A 24,055-nucleotide genomic window follows, 5' to 3' on the forward strand; every position below is an offset into this window, starting at 1 on the left:
AGGTAATGGGGCCGCCGGCCCGTTCGCTACATCACGCCGGGAACCACGCGATTGCGGCCCTGGCGCTTGGCCTGATAAAGGCCGCGGTCGGCCACCTGGATCAGGTCGGTGCAAGGCTGTTCGCCCTGGGGTACCGCCGTGGCCGTGCCGATGCTGACCGTCAGCCAGGGGCCGTCGCCGGTGTCCTTCTGCGGAATCTGCAAGGCTTCCACGGCGCGCCGCAGCTTCTCGGCGGCCAGCCGCGCGCTGCCCGCGGGCGTGCCGGGCAATACCAGCGCGAATTCCTCGCCGCCGAAACGCGCCGCCAGGTCGGTGGACCGGTCGCAGCTGGCGAAGATGGTGTTCGCCACCCGCTTGAGCGCCTCGTCGCCCGCGATGTGGCCGTAGGTGTCGTTGTAGGCCTTGAAGTGGTCCACGTCGATCATGAGCATGCTGATTTCGCGGCCGTCGCGGCGCGCGCGCTGCCATTCGGCGTTGAGGTATTCGTCGAAATAGCGGCGGTTGCCCAGGCCGGTCAGGCCGTCGGAATTGGTCAGCCGGCGCAGTTCCATATTGCTTTCCAGCAACTGCTGCTGGCTCTGGCGCAAGGCCTGGTAGGCCTCGTCACGCTGCACCAGCGCCAGGTAGGAGCGCGAGTGGTAGCGGATGCGCGCCACCAGCTCGATGGAGTCGGGCAGCTTCACCAGATAGTCGTTGGCGCCGGCGGCAAAGGCCGCGCTCTTGATTGCCGGGTCTTCCTTGGTGGACAGCACGATGATGGGGATGTCGCGCGTCACGGGATGGCCCCGATACTCCTGCACCAGGCTCAGTCCGTCCACGCCCGGCAGCACCAGATCCTGCAGGATGACGGTGGGCCGGGTCTGGATCGCCACGGCCAGCGCCTTTTCGGGATCCGAGCAATAGTGGAAGTCGATATTGCCCTCCGTGGCCAATGCGCGCCTGATGGCCTCGCCGACCATCACCTGGTCGTCGACGAGCAACACCATGGCCGCATGCGAATTCAGGTTCGCCGAAGCCGAGCTGTCAATGGGAGGTTGCATAGTGAGTCCTTGAATTCTTTCGAGGTCCGTCCGCTCAGGCAAACGCCTGGATCAAGCGGGGAGCGATTTGGTCCAATGGGCTGATTTCCACGGCCGCCTGCATGGCCGCCGCGGCCTTGGGCATGCCGTAGACGGCGCTGCTGGCCTGGTCCTGCGCAATCGTCAGGTAGCCGCGCTCGCGCAGCGCCTTCAGCCCGCGCGCGCCGTCCTGGCCCATGCCCGTCAGCAGCACGCCGACGGCCATGCCGCGCCAGTGCTGCGCCACGCTATGGAAAAAAACATCGATGGAAGGCCGGTACAGGCTTTCCTTGGGGGTTTCGGTGTAACGCAGCGTGCCATCCGCCAGCATGTGCAGATGGTCGCCGGTGCCGGCCAGCAGTATCTGGCCGGGTTCGGGCCACTCGCCCTCGCGCACCAGTCTTACCGGCAGCGGCGCCTGCTCGTTGAGCCAGTCCGCCATGCCCGCGGCGAACGAAGCGTCGACGTGCTGCACCAGCACGATGCCGGCGGGGAACCCCGGCGGAATTCCCTTCAGCAACTGCGCCAGGGCCGGCGGGCCGCCGGCCGAGGCGCCGATGACCAGCAGGCGCTTGGCGTCCGCCTGCTGCATCGGCCGGGCCACCGGCGTAAGCGCAGGCCGCTTGCCGTAGCGGCCGATCAGCCAACCCACGTTGCGGATCTTGCGCAGCAGCGGCGCCGCCGCCGTGCGCATGTCGCCGCTGCCGATCACCGGCGTATCCGCCGCGTCCAGCGCGCCATGGCCCATGGCGTCGAACACGCGCGAGGTATGGCGCGCCACGTCGGCGGTGACCACCACGATCGCGCAGGGCGTTTCGGCCATGATGCGGCGCGTGGCTTCGACGCCATCCATGATGGGCATGATGAGGTCCATCAGCACCACGTCCGGCCGGTCGCGGGCGCACTGGTCCACGGCCTCCTGGCCGTTGGTCGCGACCCAGGCGAGGTCCAGCCCCGGCTCCAGCGCGATCGCGCGCCTCAGCACTTCCACCGCCATCGGCATATCGTTGACGATTCCGACTCTCACGTGCGCGCCTTTCCGATCAGGTCTTCCACGGCGTCGAGCAGCGCATCGTCATGGAAGCTGCCCTTGGCCAGATAATAGTCCGCGCCGGCGTCCAGCCCGCGCCTCCTGTCCTCTTCCCTATCCTTGTACGACACCACCATCACCGGCAGGCCCTGCAGCTTGGGATCCGCCTTGATGCGCGACACCAGCTCGATGCCGTCCATGCGCGGCATGTCGACGTCGGTCACCACCAGGTCGAACGCCTCGCTGCGCAACATGTTCCAGCCGTCCATGCCGTCCACCGCCACGGCCACGTCGAAGCCGCGGTTCAGGAGCAGCTTGCGCTCCAGCTCGCGCACCGTGAGCGAATCGTCCACCACCAACACGCGCTTGCGCCGCCGCGTCTGTTCGGCCGCGCCCGCGCCGTCCACCCGGGTCAGTTGTCCGCCTTCGACGAGTTTCTGCACCGACACCAGCATGTCTTCCACGTCCAGGATCAACAGCGGCGTGCCGTCGTCCATCAGGGCGCCCGCCATCACGTCCTGCACCTTGCCCAGGCGCGGATCGAGCGGCTGCACCACCAGCGTGCGTTCGCCCACGTAGCGGTCCACGGCGATGCCATAGAGCCGGTCGTGGTCGCCCACCAGCACCACGCACACGGTTTCCCCGGCCGGCGCCGAACCGCTCTTGCGCAGGATCTGGCGCGCGGAGACCAGCCCGATCTGGCGATCCATGAAGCGGAAATGCTGATGCCCTTCGAGCTGCTCGATGTCCTCGGCGCGCACTTGCAGCGCGTGGTTGACGTAGGCCAGCGGGAAGGCATAGATCTCGTCCTGCACCTCGACCAGCAGGCTGCGCACCACCGACAGCGACAAGGGCATCTCCAGCATGAAGCGGGTACCCTGTCCGGTCTGCTGCTGGATGCGCACCGCGCCGCGCAACTGGCGCACCATGGTCTGCACCACGTCCAGCCCCACGCCGCGCCCGGATATCTCGGTGACCTCGCCGCGCGTGCTGAAACCCGACAGGAACAGGAATTCCAACAGCTCGGCTTCGGTCAGCCGGGCCGCGGTTTCCGCGCTGGCCAGCTTGCGCTGCACCACTTCCACGCGCAGCCGGTCCAGCGATATGCCGGCGCCGTCGTCGCTCAACTCGATCAGCAGCATGCCAGCCGCGTGGCGCGCCGACAGCCGGATCCGGCCTTCGGCCGGCTTGCCCGCCGCCAACCGGTCCTGCGGCATTTCGATGCCGTGGTCGACCGCGTTGCGCAGCAGATGCATCAGCGGCGCATCCAGCTTTTCCAGGATGTCGCGGTCCACCTGGGTGGACTCGCCTTCGAGTTCCAGGCGCACCTGCTTGCCCAGCGCGCGGCCCACGTCGCGCACCATGCGCGCCATGCCGCCCACCCCGTCGCCGAACGGCCGCATGCGGCAGGCCAGCGCGGTGTCGTACAGGCGCTGGGCCAGGTGGCCCATGCGCCAGCCGAATTCATCGACCTCGCTGGTGCGCTGCGACAGCTCCTGCTGGCATTGCTCGACGATACGCAGGGCATCGTCCAGCGCGGCTTGCGCCTGCGCCTCCAGCGCCTGTCCGGCCAGCGCCGCGCGCACGCCGTCCAGCGCCTGGACCGCGCCCGCCTGCATGCGCTTCAGGCGCAGCATGGACGCGCCGAAAGGCCCGATCCAGTGCGACTCCACCAGCGTCTCGCTGGACAGGCCCAACAATTTGTTGAGCGTGTCGGCGGTCACGCGCAGCACGCGCTCGCCTTCACCCAGCCCCAGGTCCGAACTGCGCCGGGCCGGTGCAGCGGCCGGCGGCTCTTCCACGGCCGGGATCGGCGGCAGGAAATCCACGGGCTTGGGGACAGACGCCGCGGCCGGCGCCGCTGGCGGCAGATGAGACGCCTTGGGCGCATTGCTCAGCCGTTCCACCAATTCGTCGATCTCGCTACCCAGCTCCACCCCCGGCGTGGCCACGCGCTGCAACAGGTCCGCGCCCATCAGCAAGGCATCGATGTCCGCCGCCTGCAGGCGCAGCCGCCCTTCGCGCGCCTCGACCAGGCAATCCTCCATGGCATGCGCGATACGCACCGCCGGATGCAGGTCGACGATGCGGGCCGCGCCCTTGAGCGAATGCGCCGCGCGCATGCAGGCTTCCAGCTGCGGCGCCGAGGTCGGGTCGTGCTCCAGCGCCAGCAGGCCGTTATTCAGCACCTGCACCTGGGTGCGGGTCTCGAGCTGGAACAATTCCAGGAGCGAGGCGTCGCGCATCTGTTCCGGATTCACGCCAGGCTCCGTTCCAAAGCTTGCATCAGCAAGGTCTCGTCCAATACGCCGACCGCGCGGCTGCCGCAGCGGGCCATGCCGCGCGAGTATTTCAGGCTGGCGCCCTCCACGGTCGCCGGCAAGGGTTCCAGCCGGTCCAGGTCCACCGCATGGATGCCCTCGACCTCGTCCACCGGCGCCACCACTGCCCGCCCCGCGCCGCCCAACAACAGCATGCGCGCCGTGGCCGGCCGCTCGCGCGGGTCCCCCGCCGGAGCCTCCAGGCCCAGCAGGCGCGCCAGCGACACGCATACGGTCAAGGAGCCGCGCACGTTCGCCACGCCCAGCATCGCCGGATCGCGGCGGTGCGGCAGGCTCAGGATGCGGCGGATGCCGGCCACTTCGTCCAGCGCCCGCGTCGGCAGTCCGAGCCATTCGCGGTGCACGCGGAACACCAGCAGCGAGGACAAATGAGCGCCTTCCTCCGCCCTCGCGTCGCCCGCCACGTCTTCCATCTGCGGCGGCAGGCGGTCGAGGATGCGCTTGGCCGCCGCCGCATACACCGGACAGTTGCGGCAGTGCACGTGGTCCGCCAACTGCCCGCAACTCTTGTCGCCGCGGATGCCGATGCGATTCCAGCAATCGTCCACGTCGGACAGCGCGCCCAAGGTCTCATCCACGTCGCAGCTCCCCGCGCGCCGCGCGCGCCTGCAAGCGGCGGGCCGCTTCGTGATCGCCGTCCGACGCCACCAGCGCGGCCAGGTGCAGCAAGGCTTCGCGATGGGTCGGATCCAGGTAGAGCGCCTTGCGATAGGCGGCTTGCGCCTGCCGCGCATCGCCCGCCGCGTCCTGCAGCAGGCCTTGCAGATACAGCGCCTCGGCGCTGGCGCCGTGACTGTCGATGTGCGCCCGGCACTGCGCCATGGCGTCCTGCACCCGGCCCTGATCGGCCAGGGCCGCGATATGGCGCAAGGATGCCTGCGCGCCGCCCTGACCTGCCGGCGGCGCCGCAGGGATTACCGGTATCGGGGCATGCGCCAGGGGCAGGCCGGGCTCCGGCGCCTGCGTCAACGGCCGTCTGGGCGGCGCCCAGCTATGCACAATGGGGCGCGCCACCGGCGCTGCGGCGGGCGCGGCGGGCGGCGGCAGCGGCTTGGCCAGGAAGGCGAACGAGCGCGCCATCGGCACCGCCGGCAGCCTGCGCCCGGTCAACAGCGTGGTCTCGGCCGGGCCGACGAAGAGCACGCCGTCTTCGCGCGTGAACCCGCGCAACACCTGCACCGCGCGCTCCTGCGTGGCCGAGTCAAAGTAGATGAGCAGGTTGCGGCAGAACACGAAGTCATAGGGCGCCACGCCGGCCAGCAGAGCGGGATCGAACAGATTGCCCGGCTGGAACCGCACCTGTCCCGCCACCTGGGCGGCCAGTTGATGGCCGTCGGCGGTCTCGGAAAAATAGCGGTCGCGATAGCCCAGGTCATCGCCGCGGAAGGAATTGCGGCCATACAGGGCGCGCTGCGCAAACTCAACCATGCGCACACTGATGTCGAAGGCGTCGATCTGGAAACGTTCGGCAGGCACGCCCGCGTCCAGTAGCGCCATCGCGATGGAATAAGGCTCTTCGCCGCTGGAACAAGGCACGCTCAGCACCCGCAGCACGCGGCTCTCCGCGCCCGTGGCATACAGGCGCGCCCGCGCCAGCGCGGCCATGGCCGCCTGAGATTCGGGATAACGGAAAAACCAGGTCTCCGGCACGATGACCGCTTCGATCAGCTGCTGCATCTCGGCGGGCGACGCCTGCACCTGCCACAGATAATCCTGTTCGTCGGCGACGCCGGCCAGGCCCATTCTGCGCCGCACCGCGCGCTCCACGGCGGCCTTGCCGATGGAGCCGCTGTCCAGGCCCATGCGCCGCTTGAGCAAGGCGCTGAAATCGTCGATCAGCATCATGGCCGCGCCTCGCCCGCGGCATCCGCGGGAAACAGCAGCGCCCGCACCGGCGCCGGCAGCAGGTCGCCCACATTCACGGCCTGCACCATGCCACCGGCATCGCTAAGCACCGCGCCCAGATAGCGCGCGCCCGGATTGTCCAGGCCGCCGGACTGGAACGCGGCAGGATCGTAGTGCACGGTTTCGGTCGCCTGCTCCAGAATCAGTCCCAGCAGATGCTCCGGCGCGCCGGGGACCGCCCGGTAGCGCACCAGGGCCAGCCGGGTGCTGGTCACGGCGGCCGCAGCGCTCCCGCCCGCCAGCGCGCTCATGTCGATGACGGGTATGGCCGCGCCGCGGCGTTCCATGACGCCGGCCACCCAGGCCGGCGCGCCCGGCACCTGCTTGAACTCGCGCAGGCCCAGTACCTCGGCGATGTCTCTCGCGTCCAGCGCATAGCGGTCGCCGCCGATGCGGAACAGCAGGTACAGCCGGCGTCCGGCCGCAGCAGAGGGAGCATGCTCCGCCATGGCAGCCATCACACCTTGAAGCGCGACACGCCGCTGCGCAGGTCGTTGGCCACCAGCGTCAGTTCTTCGATCGCCAGCGTGGACTGGCGCAGCGATTCCACGGTCTGCTGCGCGGCGTCGCTCAGTTGCTGCAGGGCCTGGTTGATCTGCTCGGCGCCGGTGGCCTGCGCCTGCATGCCTTCGTTGACCATCTGCACGCGCGGCGCCAGCGTCTGCACCTGCTGGATGATCTGCGACAGCTGGTCGCCCACCTGCTGCATGTCGGCCATGCCGCGCCGCACTTCCTCCGAAAACTTGTCCATGCCCATGACGCCGGCCGACACCGACGACTGGATCTCGCGCACCATCTGCTCGATATCGTAGGTGGCGACGGCGGTCTGGTCCGCCAGCCTGCGGATCTCGGTGGCCACCACCACGAAACCGCGGCCGTACTCGCCCGCCTTCTCGGCCTCGATCGCCGCGTTCAGCGACAGCAGGTTGGTCTGATCAGCCACCTTTGTGATCGTGGTGACTACTTGTGTGATGTTACCGGCCTTCTCGTTCAGGATCGCCAGCTTGGCGTTGACCGAGCCCGCCGCGCCCACCACGTTGCGCATGGTGTCCTCCATGCGCGCCAGGCCCACCTGGCCGCTGCCCGCCAGGGCCGCGGTCTGCTCGGCCGCGCCCGAGACTTCGGCCATGGTGCGCACCAGCTCGCGCGAGGTGGCGGAGATTTCGCGCGAGGTAACGCCGATCTCCGTGGTGGTGGCGGCGACCTCGGAAGCCGTGGCCTGCTGCTGCTTGGAGGTGGCCGCGATTTCGGTCACCGAGGTGGCCACCTGCACTGCCGAGCGCTGCGTCTTGCCGACCAGTCCGGTCAGCTCGTCCACCATGCCGTTGAAGCCGGTTTCAATGGCGTTGAATTCGTCCTTGCGCGCCAGCGTCAGGCGCCGCGTCAGATCGCCCCCGCCCGTCGCTTCCAGGGTCTTGACGATGGCGCGCATCGGATTGGCGATGGCGCGCATCAGCAGGATGCCGCAGATGATGGCGGCGACGATCGCCAAGCCCAGCGACACCAGCATGCGGACTTCGGCGCTGTCCACCGATTGCTTGATGGCGACAGCGGCTTCGTCCGCCTGCCTCTTGTTTTCCTGCACCATCTTGGCCAGGATGTCGCGGCCCTTGTAGAACGCGGGCCGCAGCTCCGCCTTGATCAGGGCTTGCGCCCGCGCCGGGTCCGCCAGCGTGGCGGGCGCAAGCACCGTGGCGCGGATGCGCTTGTAGTCCTGTAGTTCCTTCTCGAACTCGCTGAACATCCCGCGATCGTCTTCGCGCGCGATGGTGCGGCGGTACTGTTCGGTATGGTCCGCCAGCAATTTATCCGTCTCGGGCAAGCCGGCCAGGATGGTGTTGCGCTCCTGCTCCGTATCCATGTTCAACGCGTCCTGCACCACCACGAAGCCGGCGAACCAGGAGGCGCGGATCGAGGTGCTGTAGTAGATGCCGGGCACGGCGTCGTTGTTGATCAACTCGACTTCCGACTCGATGACCAGCAGGCGCCGGTAATCCATCACCACCATCAACGCCATGATGGCCAGGATCGCCAGGAAGCTGGCCAGGATGCGCTGGCGTAGTGTCAGATTCTTCATGCCGGGAAACCTCTATGCAAAATCAACTCGTCGATTGGACCGAAATATTCTGGAACAGAACAGGGGACACAAGGCTGTCCATTTATTACGGGATGTTGTGAGTTGGATGACAATTATTGCAAAGGCAAAGGCCCCCAGCCACGGAAAACGCTGAATTTGCGGCAAATATGGCGGTTTACGTCGGGAAAAAGCAAAGCCCTCTTACAAGGGCTTGTCTTTTCCCGCAACAATGCGTACCGGACCCGTTTTCAGGCAGTTGCGCCCCACAGCGCCGCGGGTGGCCTGGATTCCACCCAGTCGCGCGCCTGTGCGTAGGCGTGCGCCAGCTGCAGCACGGCCAGGTCGGCCTGGGGCGGTCCAATCAGTTGCATGCCCATGGGCAGCCCGGTGGCATTGAATCCCACCGGCACGCTGATCACCGGGCAGCCCGCCAGGGTCCAGGGCGTGACGGTCTCCATCCAGCGGTGATACGTGTCCATGGGGCGCCCGGCGATCTCCTTGGGCCAGTCCAGCGCCGCATCGAAGGGAAACACCTGGGCCGACGGCACCGCCAGAAAATCCACGTCCTCGAACATGCGCAGCACGGTTTGGTACCAGGCGCTGCGCTCTTCGGTGGCTTGATAGACCTGCCGCGCCGTCATGCCTTCCAACCCTTCGACCTCCCAGATCACCGCCGGCTTGACCAGCTTGCGCGTTTCGGGATTGTGGACCAGAGGATGGAGCTGTCCGCCCACCATCAGGTGGCGGTGGGCCAGCCAGATGCGCCAGAGGCGTTCGCCGGCGAACGGCACCTGGTAGTCGACCGCCTCGCAGCCGGTCTGCGCCAGGTCGGCCAGCGCCTGTTCGCACAATTCCAGGATGCCCGCCTCCATCGGCAGGTAGCCGTTCCAGTCCCCCAGCCAGCCCACGCGCTTGCCGCGTAGGTCGGCGTCCAGCGGCTGGGCGAACTGGGCCGGGTCGCCGGTCAGGGACAGCGGCACGCGCTTGTCCGGCCCTGCCATCACGGACAGCAGCATGGCCACGTCGCGCGGCGAACGGCCCATCGGCCCTTCGTAGGCCAGCTGCTTGAGGAATACCTCGGTCGACGGCCCATAGGGCACCCGACCGGCCGAGGGCCGCATGCCGTAGACGTTGCAGAACGCCGCGGGATTGCGCAGCGAGCCGCCGAAATCGCTGCCGTCCGCCACGGGCAGCATGCGCGCCGCCAGGGCCGCCGCCGCCCCGCCGCTGCTGCCACCCGCGGTCCTGGACGGATCGTAGGGATTGCCGGTGACGCCGTACACCGGGTTATAGGTATGCGAGCCCAGGCCGAACTCCGGCACGTTGCTGCGGCCGATGAAGATGGCGCCGGACGCGCGCATGCGCTCGATGATGATGGAATCGTGCGCCGTGACCTGATCCTTGTAGACCAGCGAGCCCATGGATGTGACCATGCCGCGCACCGCGGTCAGGTCCTTGGGCGCTTGCGGCATGCCATGCAGAAAGCCGAGCCATTGGCCCGCGGCCAGCTGAGCATCGCGCTCGTCGGCCTCGCGCAGCAGTTCGTCGCTGTCGCGCCGGGCGACGATGGCGTTCAGCTTCGGGTTGACCCGGTCGATGTGCGCCAGATAGGCGGCCATGACCTCGCGGCAGGACACCTGGCGCTGCCGGATCGCCTCGGACAGCGCGTGGCCGGGCATGGCCACGATGTCATTCAACGGGGCGGCGATGGACATGCTTGTCTCCTTTATGGCGCACCTCGAAACGGGGCGCCTTGTCATATTGGGCGGCGCTGGCCGGACACCGGCCGCGCAGGCAGACAATATTACGCCCGCGGATCAGGAGGGCTCGTTGGACACCGTATCGAACCCCGACTTTCCTTTCCTGTCGAACAGGCAGGACGCGACAAACTCGCGTTTCCTGCCGCTGGCGTCCGTGAAGGTGTAGTCGGTGCTGATCATCCATACCAACGGCCCGACGTCCTGCATCACGTCGTAGACGTCGGGAACGTCCAGGTCGGTCGCCTGGTACAACGGCGAGCTCTGGTCTTCGGCGACCATCTGCTTGAGGATCGCGGGAGTTTCCTTCCTGCATAGCGTGATCAGGTCGCCCGCCTTTTTCTTGGACCACAGGTCCGCGTCCGTGTAAGGCAAGTCGCGCTCGCGGGCCAAGGCGGGATTGGACGCCAAGGCGCAAAGCAGGCCGCAAGCGGCCAGGAAACGGGAACGGGTCATCGATGCATCCGGAGTCAGAAAAGCGAAGGCCGGATGATACGCGAGGCAGGCGCAGTCCTTAGCGCCAGATCAAGACACCACCAGCCACTGACGGAACTGCGCCCCGCCTGATCAATCCACCCGCCACCAGCCGGGCAGCAGGCCGCGCACCTTGGCGCGGCGATAGCGGTCGTCGATCAGGTGCACCGTGCCCACGTCGTGTTCGGTGCGGATGACGCGGCCCGCTGCCTGCACCACTTTCTGCATGCCGGGATACAGGTAGGTGTAGTCGTAGCCGTTCTCCACGCCATAGCGCTGGTCCATGGCGCGCTTCATGTTTTCGTTCACGGCATTCACCTGCGGCAGTCCCAGCGTGGCGATGAAGGCGCCGATCAAACGCTTGCCGGGCAAGTCCACCCCTTCCGAGAAAGCGCCGCCCAGCACCGCGAAGCCCACGCCCTGCCCGGTTTCGGTAAAGCGCGCCAGGAACGCGGCGCGCCCGGCCTCGTCCATGCCAGGCGTCTGCAGCCAGATCGGCACCGCCGGGTGGCGCTCGCGCATCAGGTCCGACACCTGGCGCAGATAGTCGAAGCTGCTGAGAAAGCCCAGGTAGTTTCCCGGCCGCTCCGCATACTGCCGCGCAATCAGTTCGACGATGGGTTCCAGCGAGCGCTCGCGGTCGCGATAGCGCGTGGACACGTTGCCCACCACCCGCACCGCCAGTTGCTCGGCCTGGAATGGCGCGGCCACGTCGAGCCAGGGTGTGGCCGCGGGCAGGCCCAGCGTGTCGCGGTAGAACTGCTGCGGGCTCAACGTGCCGGAGAACAGCACCGTGGCGTGCGCCGCCGCGTAGCGCGCCGCCAGATATGGCGCCGGGATCACGTTGCGCACGCACAGCACGGAGGGCGGAGTCTTGGCGCCGGCGGCGCTTGCATCAGACCGGGTCACGTCGAACAGCGCATGCGAGCCGAACTGCTCGGCCAGCCGCATGAACTGCAAAGCCTCGAAATAGAACGCCAGCACCGGATCGTCCTGCGACAACGGAGATTCGGCCATGTATTCCATGATCGCGCCCACCGCCTTCTGCACCGCCGCCAGCACCCCGGCCGCCACCTCGTCATAGGCCTGATAACGTTCAGCCTGCTTCTTGTTGAGCGCATTCCAGGAGCGTTGCAGTCCGTCCAGGGATTTCTTCAGCGCCTTGGGCGCGGCGTAGCGCGCGGCCGCCAGCGAGGCCTGGTCGAGCTCGCCCGTGTACATGCGACGCGCCCGGTCGACCAGGTTGTGGGCCTCGTCCACCAGCACCGCCACCTTCCATTGGTAGACCTGCGTCATGGCGTACAGCATCGCCGTGGCGTCGTAGTAGTAGTTGTAGTCGCCCACCACCACATCGCTCCAGCGGATCAGTTCCTGCGACAGGTAGTACGGGCAGACCTGGTGCTCGCGCGCGGCGGCCGCCACCGTGGCGGCATCCAGGCGCGCGTGCGCCAGCGCGGCCTCGCGCGCCTGCGGCAAGCGATCGTAGAAGCCCTGGGCCAGCGGGCAGGATTCGCCGTGGCAGGCCAGGTCCGGATGCACGCAGGTCTTGTCGCGCGCCTGCAGGTCCAGCACCCGCAGGCCAGGCGCGACGGGCTGCGCGTTGACGGTGTCCAACGCCTCCAGCGCCAGGCCGCGTCCCGGGCTCTTGGCCGCCAGGAAGAAAATCTTGTCCAGGCCCGCGCCCGGGCTGGCCTTGAGCAGCGGAAAGATCGTGCCTAGCGTCTTGCCTATGCCCGTGGGCGCCTGGGCCATCAGACAGCCGCCGTCGCGTGCCGAGCGGTACGCGGCCACAGCGAGCTCGCGCTGCCCGGCGCGGAATTCGCCGTGCGGAAACTTCAGCGCCTCCAGCGCCGCATCGCGTGATTGGCGGTGCGCCAGTTCGGTCGCCGCCCAGGCCAGGAAACGTCCGCATTGCTCGCGAAAGAACGCTTCCAGCGCGGCGGCCTCGTGCGTTTCCACCAGTATCGTCTCTTCCTCGGTGACCACGTTGAAATACACCAGCGCCACGCGCAGACTGCCGAGTCCGCGCGCCTGGCACAGCAGATGTCCGTATACCTTGACCTGCGCCCAATGCACGGCGCGGTGATTGTCGCGCACGCTGTCCAGCTGGCCGCGGTAGGTCTTGATCTCTTCGAGCTGCTTGGCCACAGGGTCGTAGCCATCGGCGCGGCCGCGCACCAGCAGGGTTTCATGCTGCCCTGACAGGGCCACTTCGGTCTCGTACGCCGGCCCGCGGCGGCCCGTCACGGTCGCGTGGCCCGCCATGCCCTCCAGGCCGGTGGGCGCGGGCGTGAAGCGCAGGTCCAGGTGCCCTGTCCGCGCCGTGAATTCGCACAGCGCGCGCACCGCCACCGCGTAGCTCATGCCGCGTCCTCGCGCCAGCTGACGTGGCACACCCGCACCGGCATGCCATGCGACACGCAGTACTGCAGCCAGCGGATCTGGTTGTCCTGCAGCTTGTCGCCCGGACCCTTGACCTCGATCAGCTCGTAGCGGCGCTCGGACGGCCAGAAGCGGATCAGGTCCGGCAGGCCGGAGCGGTTGGTCTTGACGTCCCGCAGCAGGCGTTCGAAGTACAGCTTCAGATGCGCGGCCGGCAGGCATTCCAGCGCCTGCGTCAGCAAGTCCTCGGACAGCGAACCCCAGAACACGAAAGGCGATTGCAGGCCCGACTTGTCGGCGTAGCGTTGCAGGATCAAGTCCCGGTAGTCCGGCCTGTCCAGTTGCGCCAGGCATTGCGCGAACAGCGCCGCGCGGCGCTGGTGGAAATCCGGCGCGTCCAGGTCGGCAGGACCACGTTGGAATGGATGGAAGAAGGCGCCCGGCAGGGGCGCGAATACGGCCGGCCAGCACAGCAGCCCGAACAGCGAATTGATCAGCGCGTTTTCCACGTAGTGCACAGGCGCGTCGTCCCGGTGCAGATGGTCGCGCGTGACGAACTCCACCGGGGCGGGCTCGGTCGGCCGAGCCAGCGTCAGGTCGGTGCGCAGCAAGGCAGGAGCCGGCTCACGCGCCGGGACGCCCTGCCCCGCGCCCCGATACAGGCGCGGCCACATGCGCGCCAGGCGCTGGCTTTCCTCTTCGCTTTCGGGCGCCGCCTGCGCCTGCAGCGCCAGAGCCAGCGCATCGCCGGGCCGCGCCATGCGCTCATACACGCGGATGCGGCGGTGGCGCGCGCCGGGATACGAGCAGGCCTCGTATACGCGTTGCGCGGCGTCCCAGTCCTGCGCCCGCTCGCAAGCCTGCCCGAGGCGCAGCAGGACCTTGGCGCGGCGCTTTTCCAGCCAGGGATTGCCGCTGGCACAGCCCTGCACGGCCTGCATCAGCGCATCGGTGTCGGCCCCTTCGTCCAACGCCACGCGGCAGGCGTGCAGCGCCAGGTAACAATCCACATCCTGCCGCGTCTGAAAGGCGCGGGACGAGGCCTCGAACGGCACCGTCTCGTACTGGAACACGCCCAGATCGGCCAGCACGAACTCGGACCAGTCCTGATGCAGATTACCGAAGAACATCAGGCGGAAGCGTTCGCAAATGTCCGTCACGGTCACGCGCCAGACCGGCTCGTCCGCGCCCGGGTTCCATTGCGCGTAAGGCCGCGCCTCCGCGTTGGCCGCGCGCGCGGCCTCCAGCAGATCACCCTTGCGCAAGACGGATTTAACCGGCAGATCGGCAAACATGCGGTTCAATTCCGGCTTGGTGTGCAGCCCGAACAGCTCGTCCAGCGTCATCGGCGCCCGCGGGTCCAGCCAGCCCAGCGCCAGCAGCGGCTGGGCCACGGCCTCGGCCGCACCGATCTCTTCATAGACCAGCCGGCCGGCGCGGAACCACGGGCCGCGCCGCATCAGCATGCGCACCATCAGCGCCTGGGAGGCCTGCGGCAGGGCCGGGAAATCCGTCATGAAACGGCGCTCGGCGTCATCCAGCAGGTCGGCGTAGCGGTCGCCCACCCACGTCAATGCGCGCTGGAAGTTGTGCAAATAGTAGTAGCGGTAGGCGGGAAACATCGGCCGGGCCGGATAACTGGATATTTATCCAGCAATCATAGCAGGCGCGGCCGGCTGGCGTGCGCCGCTTCAGCCCTGCCCGTGGCGCAGCAGATGGAACCCTTCGTCTTCGTCCGGCTCGACGAAGTACGCGGTGATCGCGTCGTACTGCTCGTCCGTGGTGGTGTAGGGATGCGTGCCCGACGCATTGCGGGCGTGCAGCCTGGCCTTGCAGACCTCGTCGGGCAGATCCAGGTAATGCAGCCGATGGGCGCAGCCGGCATCTTGCGCCACTTGGCGCAGCCATTCGCGGCTGCGTCGCGTGTTGGCCGGGAAGTCCAGCACCACCGACAAACCCGCCCGCACCAGCGCCGCCACGTGGCTGCCCATCGCATTGCGCAGACGGCTGGCGCAGCGGGCGTAGTCGGCCAAGTCCACGATTTCTCCCGGATAAAGCGCCGCCAGCCAGCTGTCCTCGCTGAGCAGGATGGTGCCAGGCTGCGCCGCCAGTTGCTGCGCCAGCGTGGATTTGCCGGAGCCGATCTTGCCGCACAGGAAGTGCAGCATGGGCGTGGCCGAGGGGGAAGGATCAGTGGACATCATGAAGTGCTCTCCTGGGAAAAACTGCAGGCAGGAGGCGGGCAACAAAAAACCCGCCTCTGGCGGGTTTATGTAGCGATATACCGACGCGCGCTAACCCACCATGGACCTGATGGTGGTAATAATCAGCGCGAGGGAAGTTGCGGAACTATGCATGTAGCGTAGCGTGCGCCCGGCATCGGGGCTTGTCAAATCGCCCATGAAAAACGCGGCCCCAGCCATGAGTCCTTCGCCAGCTGCTGACCCGACGCGGTACGCCTGTTCATCCACCTTGGCGAAACGCCTGCACGTGCTCAATCAAGGCTCGAAGCTTGGGAGGAATATTTCGCCGGCTGGGATAATAGAGATAGAAACCGGGGAATGTCGGACAGAATTCGTCGAGCAAAGAAATCAGTTCTCCGCGTGCAATGGTTGGGCGAAAGCTCTCTTCCATGCCGAAGGTGATTCCGGCTCCGGCAACCGCAAGCTTGATCATCAGCGCCATGTCGTTGGTGGTGATTTCCGGCTCAACCTGGACGCTGAAATCTTTGCCATCCTCTGCAAACTCCCAGCGATAGGGAACCGCCTTCGGCGCCGGGCGCCACCCGATGCAGCGATATCTCGGGAGATCCCGGGGATGCATGGGCATGCCATGCCGATCACGGAAGGCCGGAGCGCACACCACCATTTGCCGTTCGTCGCCAACGATGGGAATCGCAATCATGTCCTGCTCGATCACTTCGCCCAGGCGAACTCCGGCATCGTAGCCTTCGGCCACGATGTCGAACTCCTCGTCAGTCACCGTGACGTCGAGCTGGATTTCCGGATTCGCCTGCGAAAACGTGCTCAACATCGCTCCCGAAAGAAAGCGCTCGGCAATCGAAGATACCGTCAGGCGTAGCTGCCCTCGCGGAGGTCCTTGGAGGTTCACCGTGGCCTCGAAGGCTGTTCGCATATCGGCCAAGGCCGGGGCCACTTCGGCAAACAACCGCTCTCCCGCTTCCGTCAGACTGACGCTGCGCGTCGTGCGCCGGACCAGCGCAACGCCCATCATGCTTTCCAATCGCGCGATCGTTTGACTTACTGCCGAACGCGAGACGCCGATGCGATCCGCCGCCGCCCGGAAATTCTTCTCTTCAGCCACGAACACAAACGTTGCCAGCGCATTGAAATCAGCGTCCATTGGTTAGCAAACCTTCCCAAGCCATAAAGCAGCGGCCAGCTTATCACGCCAATCAAGAGTACCTACAGTGCTGCTCATGGAGTTCATCTCTCCATGGAGTACACAAAAAAACCTCTCGAAAAGGAGATCAGTCATGGCTCGTGGAATGCCAACCATTGCCGGGATGATCCTGGCGACGTCGGCGCTGGCAGGATCCGCTTTGGCAACCGAACCCCCCGCCGTCACCGACACTACCGAGCGCCGCATGCAGCGGGGCTCGGAGGTCCTGCGCAGTCTGAACAAAGGCGCTACGCAGCCAAATCTGGAGCGCATGCGCGCCGAGTTTCCGTTCCTGGCTCAGGCGACCGAAGGCTATGCATTGGGCGATGTCTGGTCCCGGGACGGCCTGGATCCCCGCATCCGCCAGATTGCGGCTGTCGCGGTGTTCGCGGCAATGGGTGAATTCGCTTTCATGAAGATCCATGCCCAATACGCCCTGAACATTGGAGTCGCCGAGGAAGAACTGAAGGAAGCCATATATCTGGTGACCGTGCCTGCCGGCTTTCCACGCGCGATTACCGCGTCGCAAGCCCTGTCCGAAATCTTCGCCCAGCAGCGCGCGGCTACGGCCCGGGAATTCCGGGGGACGAAGCCATGATCCGCCCCTCCGTGCTTTACGCGGCCATCGCCATCGTCGCCGCAATTTCCGCCCCTCTCCAGAAAAGCGCCGCCCAGATGACTAACAACACCGCTCCCGCCACCCGACAAGTGGCAAACCATCCCTACGTCGGCATGTGGGTGACCAAGGATGGCCGGATACGCCACAACCTCCTGCCGAGCGGCCGCTATGACGAGGCGCGCGGAGAAATCGAAAGCGCCTATCAAGGCCGATACGAGGTAAGCGGCAACCACATTGAATATTGGGATGACACCGGCTTCACCGCCGATGGGGATTTCATCGATGGCGTCTTGCACCACGGCGGAATGATCTTGTATAGGCGCCAGCAAGAATAGGCGTCGCGCTTGGACTTTGGATTTGAAACGGCGCCGGCAAACCGCGTGGCCTGCCGGCGCCGCCTTCCTTCACGCCAGGCGATGGAGCGGGGATATCAGCGTGCCGGCTGCGGTGCCGCCCCCACGTCCTTGCGCACCTTGGCCACGTCGGCCGCCGTGACGGCCGCCGCCTGGTTGCCCCAGCTGGAACGCACGAACGTCACCACCTCGGCGACCTCCTTGTCGCTCATGCGCCAGTCGAAGCCCGGCATCGCATAGGCGGTCGGCGCCGCCGTGGTGGCCGGCATCTGCGCGCCCTTGAGCACGATGTGGATCAGGGAGGCAGGATCCGCCGAGTTCACCGTGGAGCTGAGCGCCAACTGCGGGAAGGTCTCCGTGTAGCCCTTGCCCGTGCTGCGGTGGCAAGCCGCGCAGTTGTTGAGGAAGGCCATGGCGCCGTCGCCCTTGTCCTTGCCCGTACGCAGCGCCTGTGCCACGGACTCGTCGTAGGCCAGCGGCTTGGTCGCATCCTTGTTCACCGGCGGCAGGCTCTTCAGGTAGGCCGCGATGGCGTTCAAGTCGGCGTCGGACAGATGCTGGGTGCTGTCACCGACGACCTGCGCCATGCCGCCGAAGGCGGCGGAGTGGCCGTTGCGGCCGGACTTCAGGAAGGCCACGATGTCGGCCTGGCTCCAGCCGCCCAGGCCGTCGGTCGTGTCGCCGCGCAGGTTCTTGGCCAGCCAGCCTTCGACCACGCCGCCCGACAGGAAGGCCGAGCCGTCCGCCTCGGTCAGCGCCTTTTCCTGCAAGGCGACGCCGCGCGGCGTGTGGCAGGTGCTGCAATGGCCCAGGCCTTCGACCAGGTACTGGCCGCGCAGCAGCGCGGCGCGGTCGGCGCCTTGCGTGTCGGCGGTCGCGGGCGCCGTGGCCACGTCGGGCGCGAACATCCAGCGCCACACGCCCAGCGGCCAACGCATCGACAAGGGCCAGATGATGTCGGTGTCCTTGTTCTCCTGCTTGACCGGCTCCACGCCGTGCATGAAGTAGGCGTACAAGGCCTGCACATCCTCGGGCGTGACCTTGGCGTAGGCGGTGTACGGCATGGCCGGATACAGCGAGTGTCCGTCCTTGGCCACGCCGTGGCGCACGGCCCGGTCGAAGTCCTCGTACGTATAGCCGCCGATGCCGGTGTCCTTGTCGGGCGTGATGTTGGTGGAATAGATCATGCCCAGCGGCGAATCGATACCCAGGCCGCCCGCGAACGGCTTGCCGTCCTTGGCCGTGTGGCAGGCGATGCAGTCGCCGGCGCGCGACAGGTACTCGCCTTGCTTGATCATCTGCGCGTCGGCGGCGGCAGGCGTGCCGTCGGCGGCGAACGCCGCGCTTGCCGCCAGGGCCGAAAGAGCCGCAACAATGGTCTGCTTAATCATTGTGCCGTCTCCTTAAGCCTGAACCAGCGGGCCGGGGTTCTTCAGGTACTGGTCGCGGATGGCCTGCGCCGACCAGTAGGCCAGCGCCCCGACCAGGCCCGTGGGGTTGTAGCCCATGTTCTGCGGGAACGCGCAGGCCCCCATCACGAACAGGTTGGGCACGTCCCAGCTTTGCAGGTACTTGTTGACCACGCTTTCCTTGGGGTTGGTGCCCATGATGGCGCCGCCCGTGTTGTGCGTGCTCTGGTACACCCGCGTGTCGTAGCGCGCGCCCTTCTTGCGCACCCCTACGGCGTACTTTTCGGGCTTCATGGCCTTGGCTACGTCTTCCATGCGCTTGCCCATATAGCCCAGCATGTCGAACTCGTTGTCATGCCAATCGAAGGTCATGCGCAACAGAGGCTGGCCAAAGCTGTCCTTGTAGGTCGGGTCCAGCGACAGGTAGGCGTCTCGATACGACATCACCGAACCGGAAATGCCTATGGTCATGTGGCGCTGGTACGCGTCCTGCACGCCCGCCTTCCAGCCCGTGCCCCAGCTCGGCGTGCCCGGCATGGTGGGCGTCTGCTTGATCGGACGGCCGCCATAGCGCACGTGGCGGATGCTGGCGCCGCCCAGAAAGCCCAGCGGGCCATGGTCGAACTGGTCGCCATTCAGGTCGTCCATGCCCACGCCGCCCGCGCCCGTGCCCACGAAGGGATTGAGCTGGGTGCCCTTGGGCAGCAGCACGTTGACGCCGCCGTTCATCTGGTAGGCGTAGTTCTTGCCGACCACGCCTTCATTGGTCTTGGGATCGTAAGGCTTGCCAATGCCGGACAACAGCAGCAGGCGCACGTTGTGCATCTGGTAGGCCGACAGGATCACCAGGTCGGCCGGCTGCTCGATCTCGCGGCCTTGCGCGTCGATGTAGGTCACGCCCACGGCCTTCTTGCCGGTCGAGTCCAGGTTGACCTTGATCACGTGGGATTGCGTGCGCAGCTCGAAGTTGGGCTTCTTCAGCAGCACCGGCAGGATGGTGGTCTGCGGCGAAGCCTTCGAATACATATAACAGCCGTAGTTCTCGCAGAAACCGCAGAAATTACAGGGTCCCAGGCGCACGCCGTACGGATTGGTGTACGGCCCCGAGGCATTGGCCGCGGGCGCCGGATACGGATGAAAGCCGACTTCGCGCGCCGCCTTGTCGAACAGCTGCGCGCCGTAGGTGGTGGTCAGGGGCGGCAGCGGGAATTCCTTGCTGCGCTTGCCCTCCAGCGGATTGCCGCCTTCGACGATCTGACCATTAAGGTTGCCGGCCTTGCCGGACGTGCCACACACGTACTCGAACTTGCTGAAGTACGGTTCCAGCTCATCGTAGGTCACGCCGAAATCCTGGATGGTCATGCCTTCCGGGATGAAGCTCTTGCCGTAGCGCGTTTCGTAGCGGGTGCGCAGCTCCAGCTCTTCGGGCAGCACGCGGTAGTGCATGCCGTTCCAGTGGAAGCCCGCCCCGCCCACGCCCGTGCCCAGCAGGAACGAACCGTTCTGGCGGTACGGCACGGCCACGTCATCCACGCCGTGGCGTATGGTCACGGTTTCCTTGGACAGGTCCTGGAACAGCTTGCCGCGCACGGAGTACGCCAACTCGTCGGCGACCTTGGGATACTCGGCATCCTTGGGCGTGTCCTGCATCGCGCCGCGCTCCAGCGCCAGCACGTGCAGCCCTGCCTCGGTCAGCTCCTGGCCGAGGATCGCGCCGGTCCAGCCGAACCCGACCAGCACCGCATCGACTTTGTCTTTTTTGGTCGCCATGGCTTAACCCTTCTCCCCAGAGATCGACACGGGGCCGTAGGGATACTTCGCGTTGGGCTGGTCGGCCCAGTCCATGAAGTCCGCGCGCGCACCCGGGAAACCCACCATCTTCCAACCCACCATGTTCTTGTTGCCGCCGTACATGGGGTCGGCGAAGAATCCTTCCTTGGTGTTGGAAAGCAGGAAACTGAAGAACGTCGTGGCAGGCACGCTTTCGAACTTGATCTTGCCGCCCTGCAGATCTTTCAGGATCTGTTCCTGCAGCGGCTTGTCCAGTCCGGCGTAGGCCTTGCCATGCGTCTTCACGCACCAGGCGTCACAGGCCTCGATGCCGTGGCGGTAGACCTCGCGCGGATTCTGGCTCAGCTGGTACCCCAGTTCGGGCACCTGGTCGGTGTGGAACGGACCTTGCATGTACCAGAGCTTGCCGTGGCCGAATGGCGTTTCCATCTGGCGGTCGATGAATTCCGGCACGCCGGCCTCGATGGCGCCGGGACCGTACTCGTCAGCGGGAATCAGATGATCCACCGCGGCCACGATAAAGGCCCATTCGGCCTTGGTGAAATAGGTGGGTTCATAGGGCTTGGCGGCGCGCGCGGCGGCGCCATCCGCCTCGTTGGTACAGCCGGTGGTCATTGCGCCCACCGCCAACGTTGACGCCGGCACGATGGCCAACGCCTGCAGGAACCGCCTGCGCGGCTTTGCGTCTTCTGTCATAGACATCTCCGTGAATACTCCAAGTTGTCCTAGCGCGCTAGCGAACATGAACCTGGAAACACGAACCGCCGAGCTAGTGACAACACGCTCTTCGCTTACCGAAAACCGACTCTTTCCCTACAACTGGAGCCTGGGAAAAGGTGCGCACATTATGCGCTCTTTGAGCCATCTGATACGCTCAAATGACCATATCAGATCGATTTTCTTGACATGAAAATAAGTTTTGCATTAAGGACAAAGTAAGAGGCTTTGCACTAGACCCGCATGACAACGGATTCACCCATGAACGAAAAAACCAAGACTTGGCGCAGCACCACGACGACGCGCAGCTGGAGCACCACGAAAGACCTGACGCCCGAACAGCGCGCCAACATCGAAGAGCTGCTAGACGGCGGAATGGATGGCGCTTCGGTGAGCCAAACCTGGAGCTATGCCGGCATCGAAAACGGCGAGTCCTTCAAGGTCGAGATCAAGGACGGCGCGGTCACGGTCAATGGCCGCAAGTACGACAGCCTGGACGAAGTCCCCCGTGCCGAACGCGAGCGCATCGAAGCGCTGCGCGCCGGCCAGGGAGACGGCGGCCTGTGGGACATGCTGCGCAATGCCGGCGTCGACGTGGAACACCTGGCGCAGGGAATGAAGCAGCACGGGGCCAAACCGGAGTTCGTGATCGAAACCGATGATCCCGCGCCGGCGCAGGCGCGCGCATCGGCCGAAGCCGTTCCATCCCATGTGAACGCGGGCCTCCCGCCGGGCGCCGTGCCGGCCAAGAGCGGCGGCCTGCGCAGAACGCTGCTGATCGGCATTGCGATCGGCCTGGGCTGGTGGGTGGCGCGGGCGCTGAACCTGTTCTGAAGCGTTCACGTCCAGGCGTTGCCCGTGAATTGTTTCAAAACTTGGCCCGAGCGCACCGCACTGCCCTGCGCGACACGCATGGAAACATAAGGACAACGCCCGGCAGGAGCCACGCGCCTACGATCTGGAATTCCCGATGCGCGCCGCCCGCGCGCCAGGAGTCCGGATGCGCGTACTGCACTCGCTCAGAGCCCGTGTCGCCGCCAGCCTGGCAGGCATAGGCTCTCTGATTGCCGCCGCCAGCGTCGCGCTGTACGGCGCCTACGGCAAGCTCAACCGCGCGTCCGAGCCCTTGTACAGCGCCGATGCCCCGATCCAGACCGGACAATGGCAGGTGGTGCCGCGCCGGGCCTGGACCGCCTCCAGCCCCAAGGTCTACGGCGTGCCCGTCAAGCCCGGCGCCACGGCGCTGGTAGTCGAGGCCGATCTCACCAATCGCACCGCCGAATCGAGCGCCGACTATCTGGGACTGTTGCGCTGGAATGCGCCGCTCGGACCCGCTGCCGGAAAACCCATGGTGGTGGGCCTGCGCGACACGCAGCAAATGCCTTACCTGCAACCCGGCCTGCCCGAGCGCATGGCCTTTGTCTGGATACTGCCGCCGTCAACCGCGGCTCCCGCGCGCACCGCGCTTGCCGTGCAGAGCAAGATCTACAAGCCCGTGGACAATCTGTACGGCGCGCCCGGTTGGTTCAATCCCGCCAACGTCGGCCGGATCGAATTGCCCGTAACGCCCGACGGCAAGCCCGAGGCCGCGCCATGAGCGCGCGCCTGGGCACGCTGTTGCTGGTGCTGGCCGCGGCGCTGGCCTTGTATGCCATGCAGCGCAGCACGCCCCGCTACATGGCGCTGACCGGTCCCATCACTGTCCGCGGCGCCATGGGGCAGACGGTGAGCACCAGGCAGTTCGACGTCACCGTGGAGCGCGTGCAGTTCGCGCAGCAATTGAACTACCGCAGCCTGAGCGCGCCGCAAACGCGCGGGACCGGCGGTGTATGGGCCATCGTCTGGCTGCGTCTGGCGGCCCGGAACACCTCGGCCACCGTCGGCGAAGCCGCCTGGCTCGGACCCGACGGCCTGGCCTACCGCCACACGGACCGCCTCGCGCTCGCGCGCAATCAACCGCCCCATGCCGTGGAACCGGGCCTGCCGCGCACCGTGCAGCTGGTGTTCGAGATCCGCCCGGACCAGGCGCGCGGCGCTACGCTGCTGCTGTCCGCGCGCTATGGCCCGCGCATGGACTCGCAGGCGCGCATCGCGCTGGACGACGTGCCGCTGGATGCCTCCGGCCGGCCCGTCGCCGCCGCCAACTACGACCTCGAACAAGAGGCCGTCCCATGAATGACCCGGCCATGAACGAACGCCGCTGGCGCCGCCGCAGCCTGTGGCTGCTGCCTCCCTTGCTGCTGCTGACCTTGTACTGGAGCGGCCGCGACAGCGTGGCCCGCTGGCTCGACGGCCGCGAACTGCAGCCGCGCGAGGTCGCTGCCGGCACGCAAGCGCCACTGGGCGGCGCACAGTGGCAATTGCAGCAATTCGCCGTGCTGGAACCGCCGGCCGGCCGCGGCTGGCAACCCGGTTCCCGCGCCGCGCTGGCAGCCTTCTCCGTGCAGGTGCAATCCACCGATCTGCCCACGCGCTGGCGCGGCTGCCGCATCGCGCTGCACGATGCGCAGGGGCGTACCTGGCTGCCCGCCATCGCGCCGGCGCTGCGCCTGCCCCGCGGTACGGCGCGCGGCTGCGTGGCCGCCGCCCACAGCGGCGCCGCGTCGGGCGCCAAGGTGGAAATCATGGAAGCCTTCATGGTGCCCGCCGACGCGGCCGCGCCCTGGTCTATCACCGTATCTATCGATGCCGAGAGGCCCGCTTACCTGCGCTTCGCGCCGCCGGACCCGCCCGGCTGAT

At 66.7% G+C, this 24,055-nt stretch carries 22 protein-coding genes; 6 read left to right on the forward strand and 16 right to left on the reverse strand.

Annotation, left to right across the window (positions count from 1 at the left end; genetic code table 11):
• Positions 1–26: 26 nt before the first annotated feature.
• The 13 genes from IPU70_RS00155 to IPU70_RS00215 form a co-directional block, all read right to left on the reverse strand.
• Positions 27–1,040 carry a PleD family two-component system response regulator gene (locus IPU70_RS00155; protein ID WP_013394306.1) on the reverse strand — a complete coding sequence of 338 codons (1,014 nt, stop codon included), beginning with the start codon at positions 1,038–1,040 and terminating at the stop codon, positions 27–29.
• Between the two features lie 34 nt (positions 1,041–1,074).
• Positions 1,075–2,085 (reverse strand): chemotaxis response regulator protein-glutamate methylesterase, encoded by a 1,011-nt coding sequence (locus IPU70_RS00160; RefSeq protein WP_207464107.1) that lies wholly within the window; start codon positions 2,083–2,085, stop codon positions 1,075–1,077.
• Positions 2,082–4,349: a hybrid sensor histidine kinase/response regulator gene (locus IPU70_RS00165; RefSeq protein WP_207464108.1), complete on the reverse strand. Its 2,268-nt coding sequence runs from the start codon at positions 4,347–4,349 to the stop codon at positions 2,082–2,084. The genes IPU70_RS00160 and IPU70_RS00165 overlap by 4 nt, the downstream gene beginning before the upstream one ends.
• Positions 4,346–5,008, reverse strand: a complete 663-nt coding sequence (locus IPU70_RS00170) for a chemotaxis protein CheW (RefSeq protein WP_207464109.1) — start codon at positions 5,006–5,008, stop codon at positions 4,346–4,348. The genes IPU70_RS00165 and IPU70_RS00170 overlap by 4 nt, the downstream gene beginning before the upstream one ends.
• The gene (locus tag IPU70_RS00175; RefSeq protein ID WP_207464110.1) at positions 5,001–6,275 is read right to left on the reverse strand and encodes a protein-glutamate O-methyltransferase CheR; all 1,275 of its coding nucleotides are present in this window, start codon (positions 6,273–6,275) and stop codon (positions 5,001–5,003) included. The genes IPU70_RS00170 and IPU70_RS00175 overlap by 8 nt, the downstream gene beginning before the upstream one ends.
• Positions 6,272–6,793, reverse strand: coding sequence for a chemotaxis protein CheW (locus IPU70_RS00180; protein ID WP_207464111.1), 522 nt, complete (start codon positions 6,791–6,793; stop codon positions 6,272–6,274). The genes IPU70_RS00175 and IPU70_RS00180 overlap by 4 nt, the downstream gene beginning before the upstream one ends.
• Positions 6,793–8,412 (reverse strand): methyl-accepting chemotaxis protein, encoded by a 1,620-nt coding sequence (locus IPU70_RS00185; protein WP_207464112.1) that lies wholly within the window; start codon positions 8,410–8,412, stop codon positions 6,793–6,795. The genes IPU70_RS00180 and IPU70_RS00185 overlap by 1 nt, the downstream gene beginning before the upstream one ends.
• 248 nt (positions 8,413–8,660) lie before the next feature.
• A complete protein-coding gene (locus IPU70_RS00190) occupies positions 8,661–10,127 on the reverse strand; it encodes an amidase (protein WP_207464113.1) in 1,467 nt (488 codons plus the stop codon).
• A 102-nt stretch (positions 10,128–10,229) separates the two neighbouring features.
• Entirely contained in the window at positions 10,230–10,625 is a 396-nt protein-coding gene (locus IPU70_RS00195; protein WP_207464114.1) for a hypothetical protein, read from the reverse strand.
• A gap of 111 nt (positions 10,626–10,736) precedes the next feature.
• Positions 10,737–13,007, reverse strand: coding sequence for an ATP-dependent DNA helicase (locus IPU70_RS00200; RefSeq protein WP_207464115.1), 2,271 nt, complete (start codon positions 13,005–13,007; stop codon positions 10,737–10,739).
• Positions 13,004–14,647 (reverse strand): VRR-NUC domain-containing protein, encoded by a 1,644-nt coding sequence (locus IPU70_RS00205; protein WP_207464116.1) that lies wholly within the window; start codon positions 14,645–14,647, stop codon positions 13,004–13,006. Before IPU70_RS00205 ends, IPU70_RS00200 begins: the two co-directional genes overlap by 4 nt.
• Before the next feature lie 69 nt (positions 14,648–14,716).
• The gene (locus IPU70_RS00210) at positions 14,717–15,229 is read right to left on the reverse strand and encodes an ATP-binding protein (RefSeq protein WP_207464117.1); all 513 of its coding nucleotides are present in this window, start codon (positions 15,227–15,229) and stop codon (positions 14,717–14,719) included.
• A 259-nt stretch (positions 15,230–15,488) separates the two neighbouring features.
• Positions 15,489–16,388, reverse strand: a complete 900-nt coding sequence (locus IPU70_RS00215) for a LysR family transcriptional regulator (protein ID WP_207464118.1) — start codon at positions 16,386–16,388, stop codon at positions 15,489–15,491.
• Between the two features lie 145 nt (positions 16,389–16,533).
• Between IPU70_RS00215 and IPU70_RS00220 the strand changes: the two genes are divergently transcribed.
• Positions 16,534–17,025, forward strand: coding sequence for a carboxymuconolactone decarboxylase family protein (locus tag IPU70_RS00220; protein ID WP_242702238.1), 492 nt, complete (start codon positions 16,534–16,536; stop codon positions 17,023–17,025).
• A complete protein-coding gene (locus tag IPU70_RS00225) occupies positions 17,022–17,381 on the forward strand; it encodes an Atu4866 domain-containing protein (RefSeq protein WP_207464119.1) in 360 nt (119 codons plus the stop codon). Before IPU70_RS00220 ends, IPU70_RS00225 begins: the two co-directional genes overlap by 4 nt.
• 95 nt (positions 17,382–17,476) lie before the next feature.
• Here the strand turns inward: IPU70_RS00225 and IPU70_RS00230 are convergent, their stop codons facing one another.
• Genes IPU70_RS00230 through IPU70_RS00240 form a run of 3 tightly spaced genes read right to left on the reverse strand, consistent with a single transcriptional unit; the run spans position 17,477 to position 21,295 of the window.
• Complete coding sequence (locus IPU70_RS00230; RefSeq protein WP_207464120.1) at positions 17,477–18,790, reverse strand: cytochrome c; 1,314 nt, start codon at positions 18,788–18,790, stop codon at positions 17,477–17,479.
• Positions 18,791–18,802: 12 nt separating this feature from the next.
• Positions 18,803–20,578 carry a GMC family oxidoreductase gene (locus tag IPU70_RS00235; protein ID WP_207464121.1) on the reverse strand — a complete coding sequence of 592 codons (1,776 nt, stop codon included), beginning with the start codon at positions 20,576–20,578 and terminating at the stop codon, positions 18,803–18,805.
• Positions 20,579–20,581: 3 nt separating this feature from the next.
• A complete protein-coding gene (locus tag IPU70_RS00240; RefSeq protein ID WP_207464122.1) occupies positions 20,582–21,295 on the reverse strand; it encodes a gluconate 2-dehydrogenase subunit 3 family protein in 714 nt (237 codons plus the stop codon).
• A 282-nt stretch (positions 21,296–21,577) separates the two neighbouring features.
• Here IPU70_RS00240 and IPU70_RS00245 point away from each other — a divergent pair, with 282 nt between their 5' ends.
• The 4 genes from IPU70_RS00245 (at position 21,578) to IPU70_RS00260 (ending at position 24,054) form a co-directional block, all read left to right on the forward strand.
• Positions 21,578–22,150 carry a hypothetical protein gene (locus tag IPU70_RS00245; protein WP_207464123.1) on the forward strand — a complete coding sequence of 191 codons (573 nt, stop codon included), beginning with the start codon at positions 21,578–21,580 and terminating at the stop codon, positions 22,148–22,150.
• Between the two features lie 166 nt (positions 22,151–22,316).
• Positions 22,317–22,913 carry a hypothetical protein gene (locus IPU70_RS00250; RefSeq protein WP_207464124.1) on the forward strand — a complete coding sequence of 199 codons (597 nt, stop codon included), beginning with the start codon at positions 22,317–22,319 and terminating at the stop codon, positions 22,911–22,913.
• Positions 22,910–23,491, forward strand: coding sequence for a hypothetical protein (locus IPU70_RS00255; protein WP_207464125.1), 582 nt, complete (start codon positions 22,910–22,912; stop codon positions 23,489–23,491). Before IPU70_RS00250 ends, IPU70_RS00255 begins: the two co-directional genes overlap by 4 nt.
• Complete coding sequence (locus tag IPU70_RS00260; RefSeq protein WP_207464126.1) at positions 23,488–24,054, forward strand: hypothetical protein; 567 nt, start codon at positions 23,488–23,490, stop codon at positions 24,052–24,054. The genes IPU70_RS00255 and IPU70_RS00260 overlap by 4 nt, the downstream gene beginning before the upstream one ends.
• Position 24,055 lies beyond the last annotated feature (1 nt).

Origin of the sequence: Achromobacter sp. SD115, from assembly GCF_017355315.1 — a bacterium.
GTDB classification, from domain to species: domain Bacteria; phylum Pseudomonadota; class Gammaproteobacteria; order Burkholderiales; family Burkholderiaceae_B; genus Achromobacter; species Achromobacter xylosoxidans_B.

Excerpts from the sequence above, each read along its gene's own strand:
- IPU70_RS00155 (WP_013394306.1), bottom strand. The coding sequence starts at position 1,040 with ATGCAACCTCCCATTGACAGCTCGGCTTCGGCGAACCTGAATTCGCAT.
- IPU70_RS00175 (WP_207464110.1), bottom strand. The coding sequence starts at position 6,275 with ATGATGCTGATCGACGATTTCAGCGCCTTGCTCAAGCGGCGCATGGGC.
- IPU70_RS00180 (WP_207464111.1), bottom strand. The coding sequence starts at position 6,793 with ATGGCTGCCATGGCGGAGCATGCTCCCTCTGCTGCGGCCGGACGCCGG.
- IPU70_RS00185 (WP_207464112.1), bottom strand. The coding sequence starts at position 8,412 with ATGAAGAATCTGACACTACGCCAGCGCATCCTGGCCAGCTTCCTGGCG.
- IPU70_RS00190 (WP_207464113.1), bottom strand. The coding sequence starts at position 10,127 with ATGTCCATCGCCGCCCCGTTGAATGACATCGTGGCCATGCCCGGCCAC.
- IPU70_RS00195 (WP_207464114.1), bottom strand. The coding sequence starts at position 10,625 with ATGACCCGTTCCCGTTTCCTGGCCGCTTGCGGCCTGCTTTGCGCCTTG.
- IPU70_RS00200 (WP_207464115.1), bottom strand. The coding sequence starts at position 13,007 with ATGAGCTACGCGGTGGCGGTGCGCGCGCTGTGCGAATTCACGGCGCGG.
- IPU70_RS00205 (WP_207464116.1), bottom strand. The coding sequence starts at position 14,647 with ATGTTTCCCGCCTACCGCTACTACTATTTGCACAACTTCCAGCGCGCA.
- IPU70_RS00210 (WP_207464117.1), bottom strand. The coding sequence starts at position 15,229 with ATGATGTCCACTGATCCTTCCCCCTCGGCCACGCCCATGCTGCACTTC.
- IPU70_RS00215 (WP_207464118.1), bottom strand. The coding sequence starts at position 16,388 with ATGGACGCTGATTTCAATGCGCTGGCAACGTTTGTGTTCGTGGCTGAA.
- IPU70_RS00220 (WP_242702238.1), top strand. The coding sequence starts at position 16,534 with ATGCCAACCATTGCCGGGATGATCCTGGCGACGTCGGCGCTGGCAGGA.
- IPU70_RS00225 (WP_207464119.1), top strand. The coding sequence starts at position 17,022 with ATGATCCGCCCCTCCGTGCTTTACGCGGCCATCGCCATCGTCGCCGCA.
- IPU70_RS00230 (WP_207464120.1), bottom strand. The coding sequence starts at position 18,790 with ATGATTAAGCAGACCATTGTTGCGGCTCTTTCGGCCCTGGCGGCAAGC.
- IPU70_RS00235 (WP_207464121.1), bottom strand. The coding sequence starts at position 20,578 with ATGGCGACCAAAAAAGACAAAGTCGATGCGGTGCTGGTCGGGTTCGGC.
- IPU70_RS00240 (WP_207464122.1), bottom strand. The coding sequence starts at position 21,295 with ATGACAGAAGACGCAAAGCCGCGCAGGCGGTTCCTGCAGGCGTTGGCC.
- IPU70_RS00245 (WP_207464123.1), top strand. The coding sequence starts at position 21,578 with ATGAACGAAAAAACCAAGACTTGGCGCAGCACCACGACGACGCGCAGC.
- IPU70_RS00250 (WP_207464124.1), top strand. The coding sequence starts at position 22,317 with ATGCGCGTACTGCACTCGCTCAGAGCCCGTGTCGCCGCCAGCCTGGCA.
- IPU70_RS00255 (WP_207464125.1), top strand. The coding sequence starts at position 22,910 with ATGAGCGCGCGCCTGGGCACGCTGTTGCTGGTGCTGGCCGCGGCGCTG.
- IPU70_RS00260 (WP_207464126.1), top strand. The coding sequence starts at position 23,488 with ATGAATGACCCGGCCATGAACGAACGCCGCTGGCGCCGCCGCAGCCTG.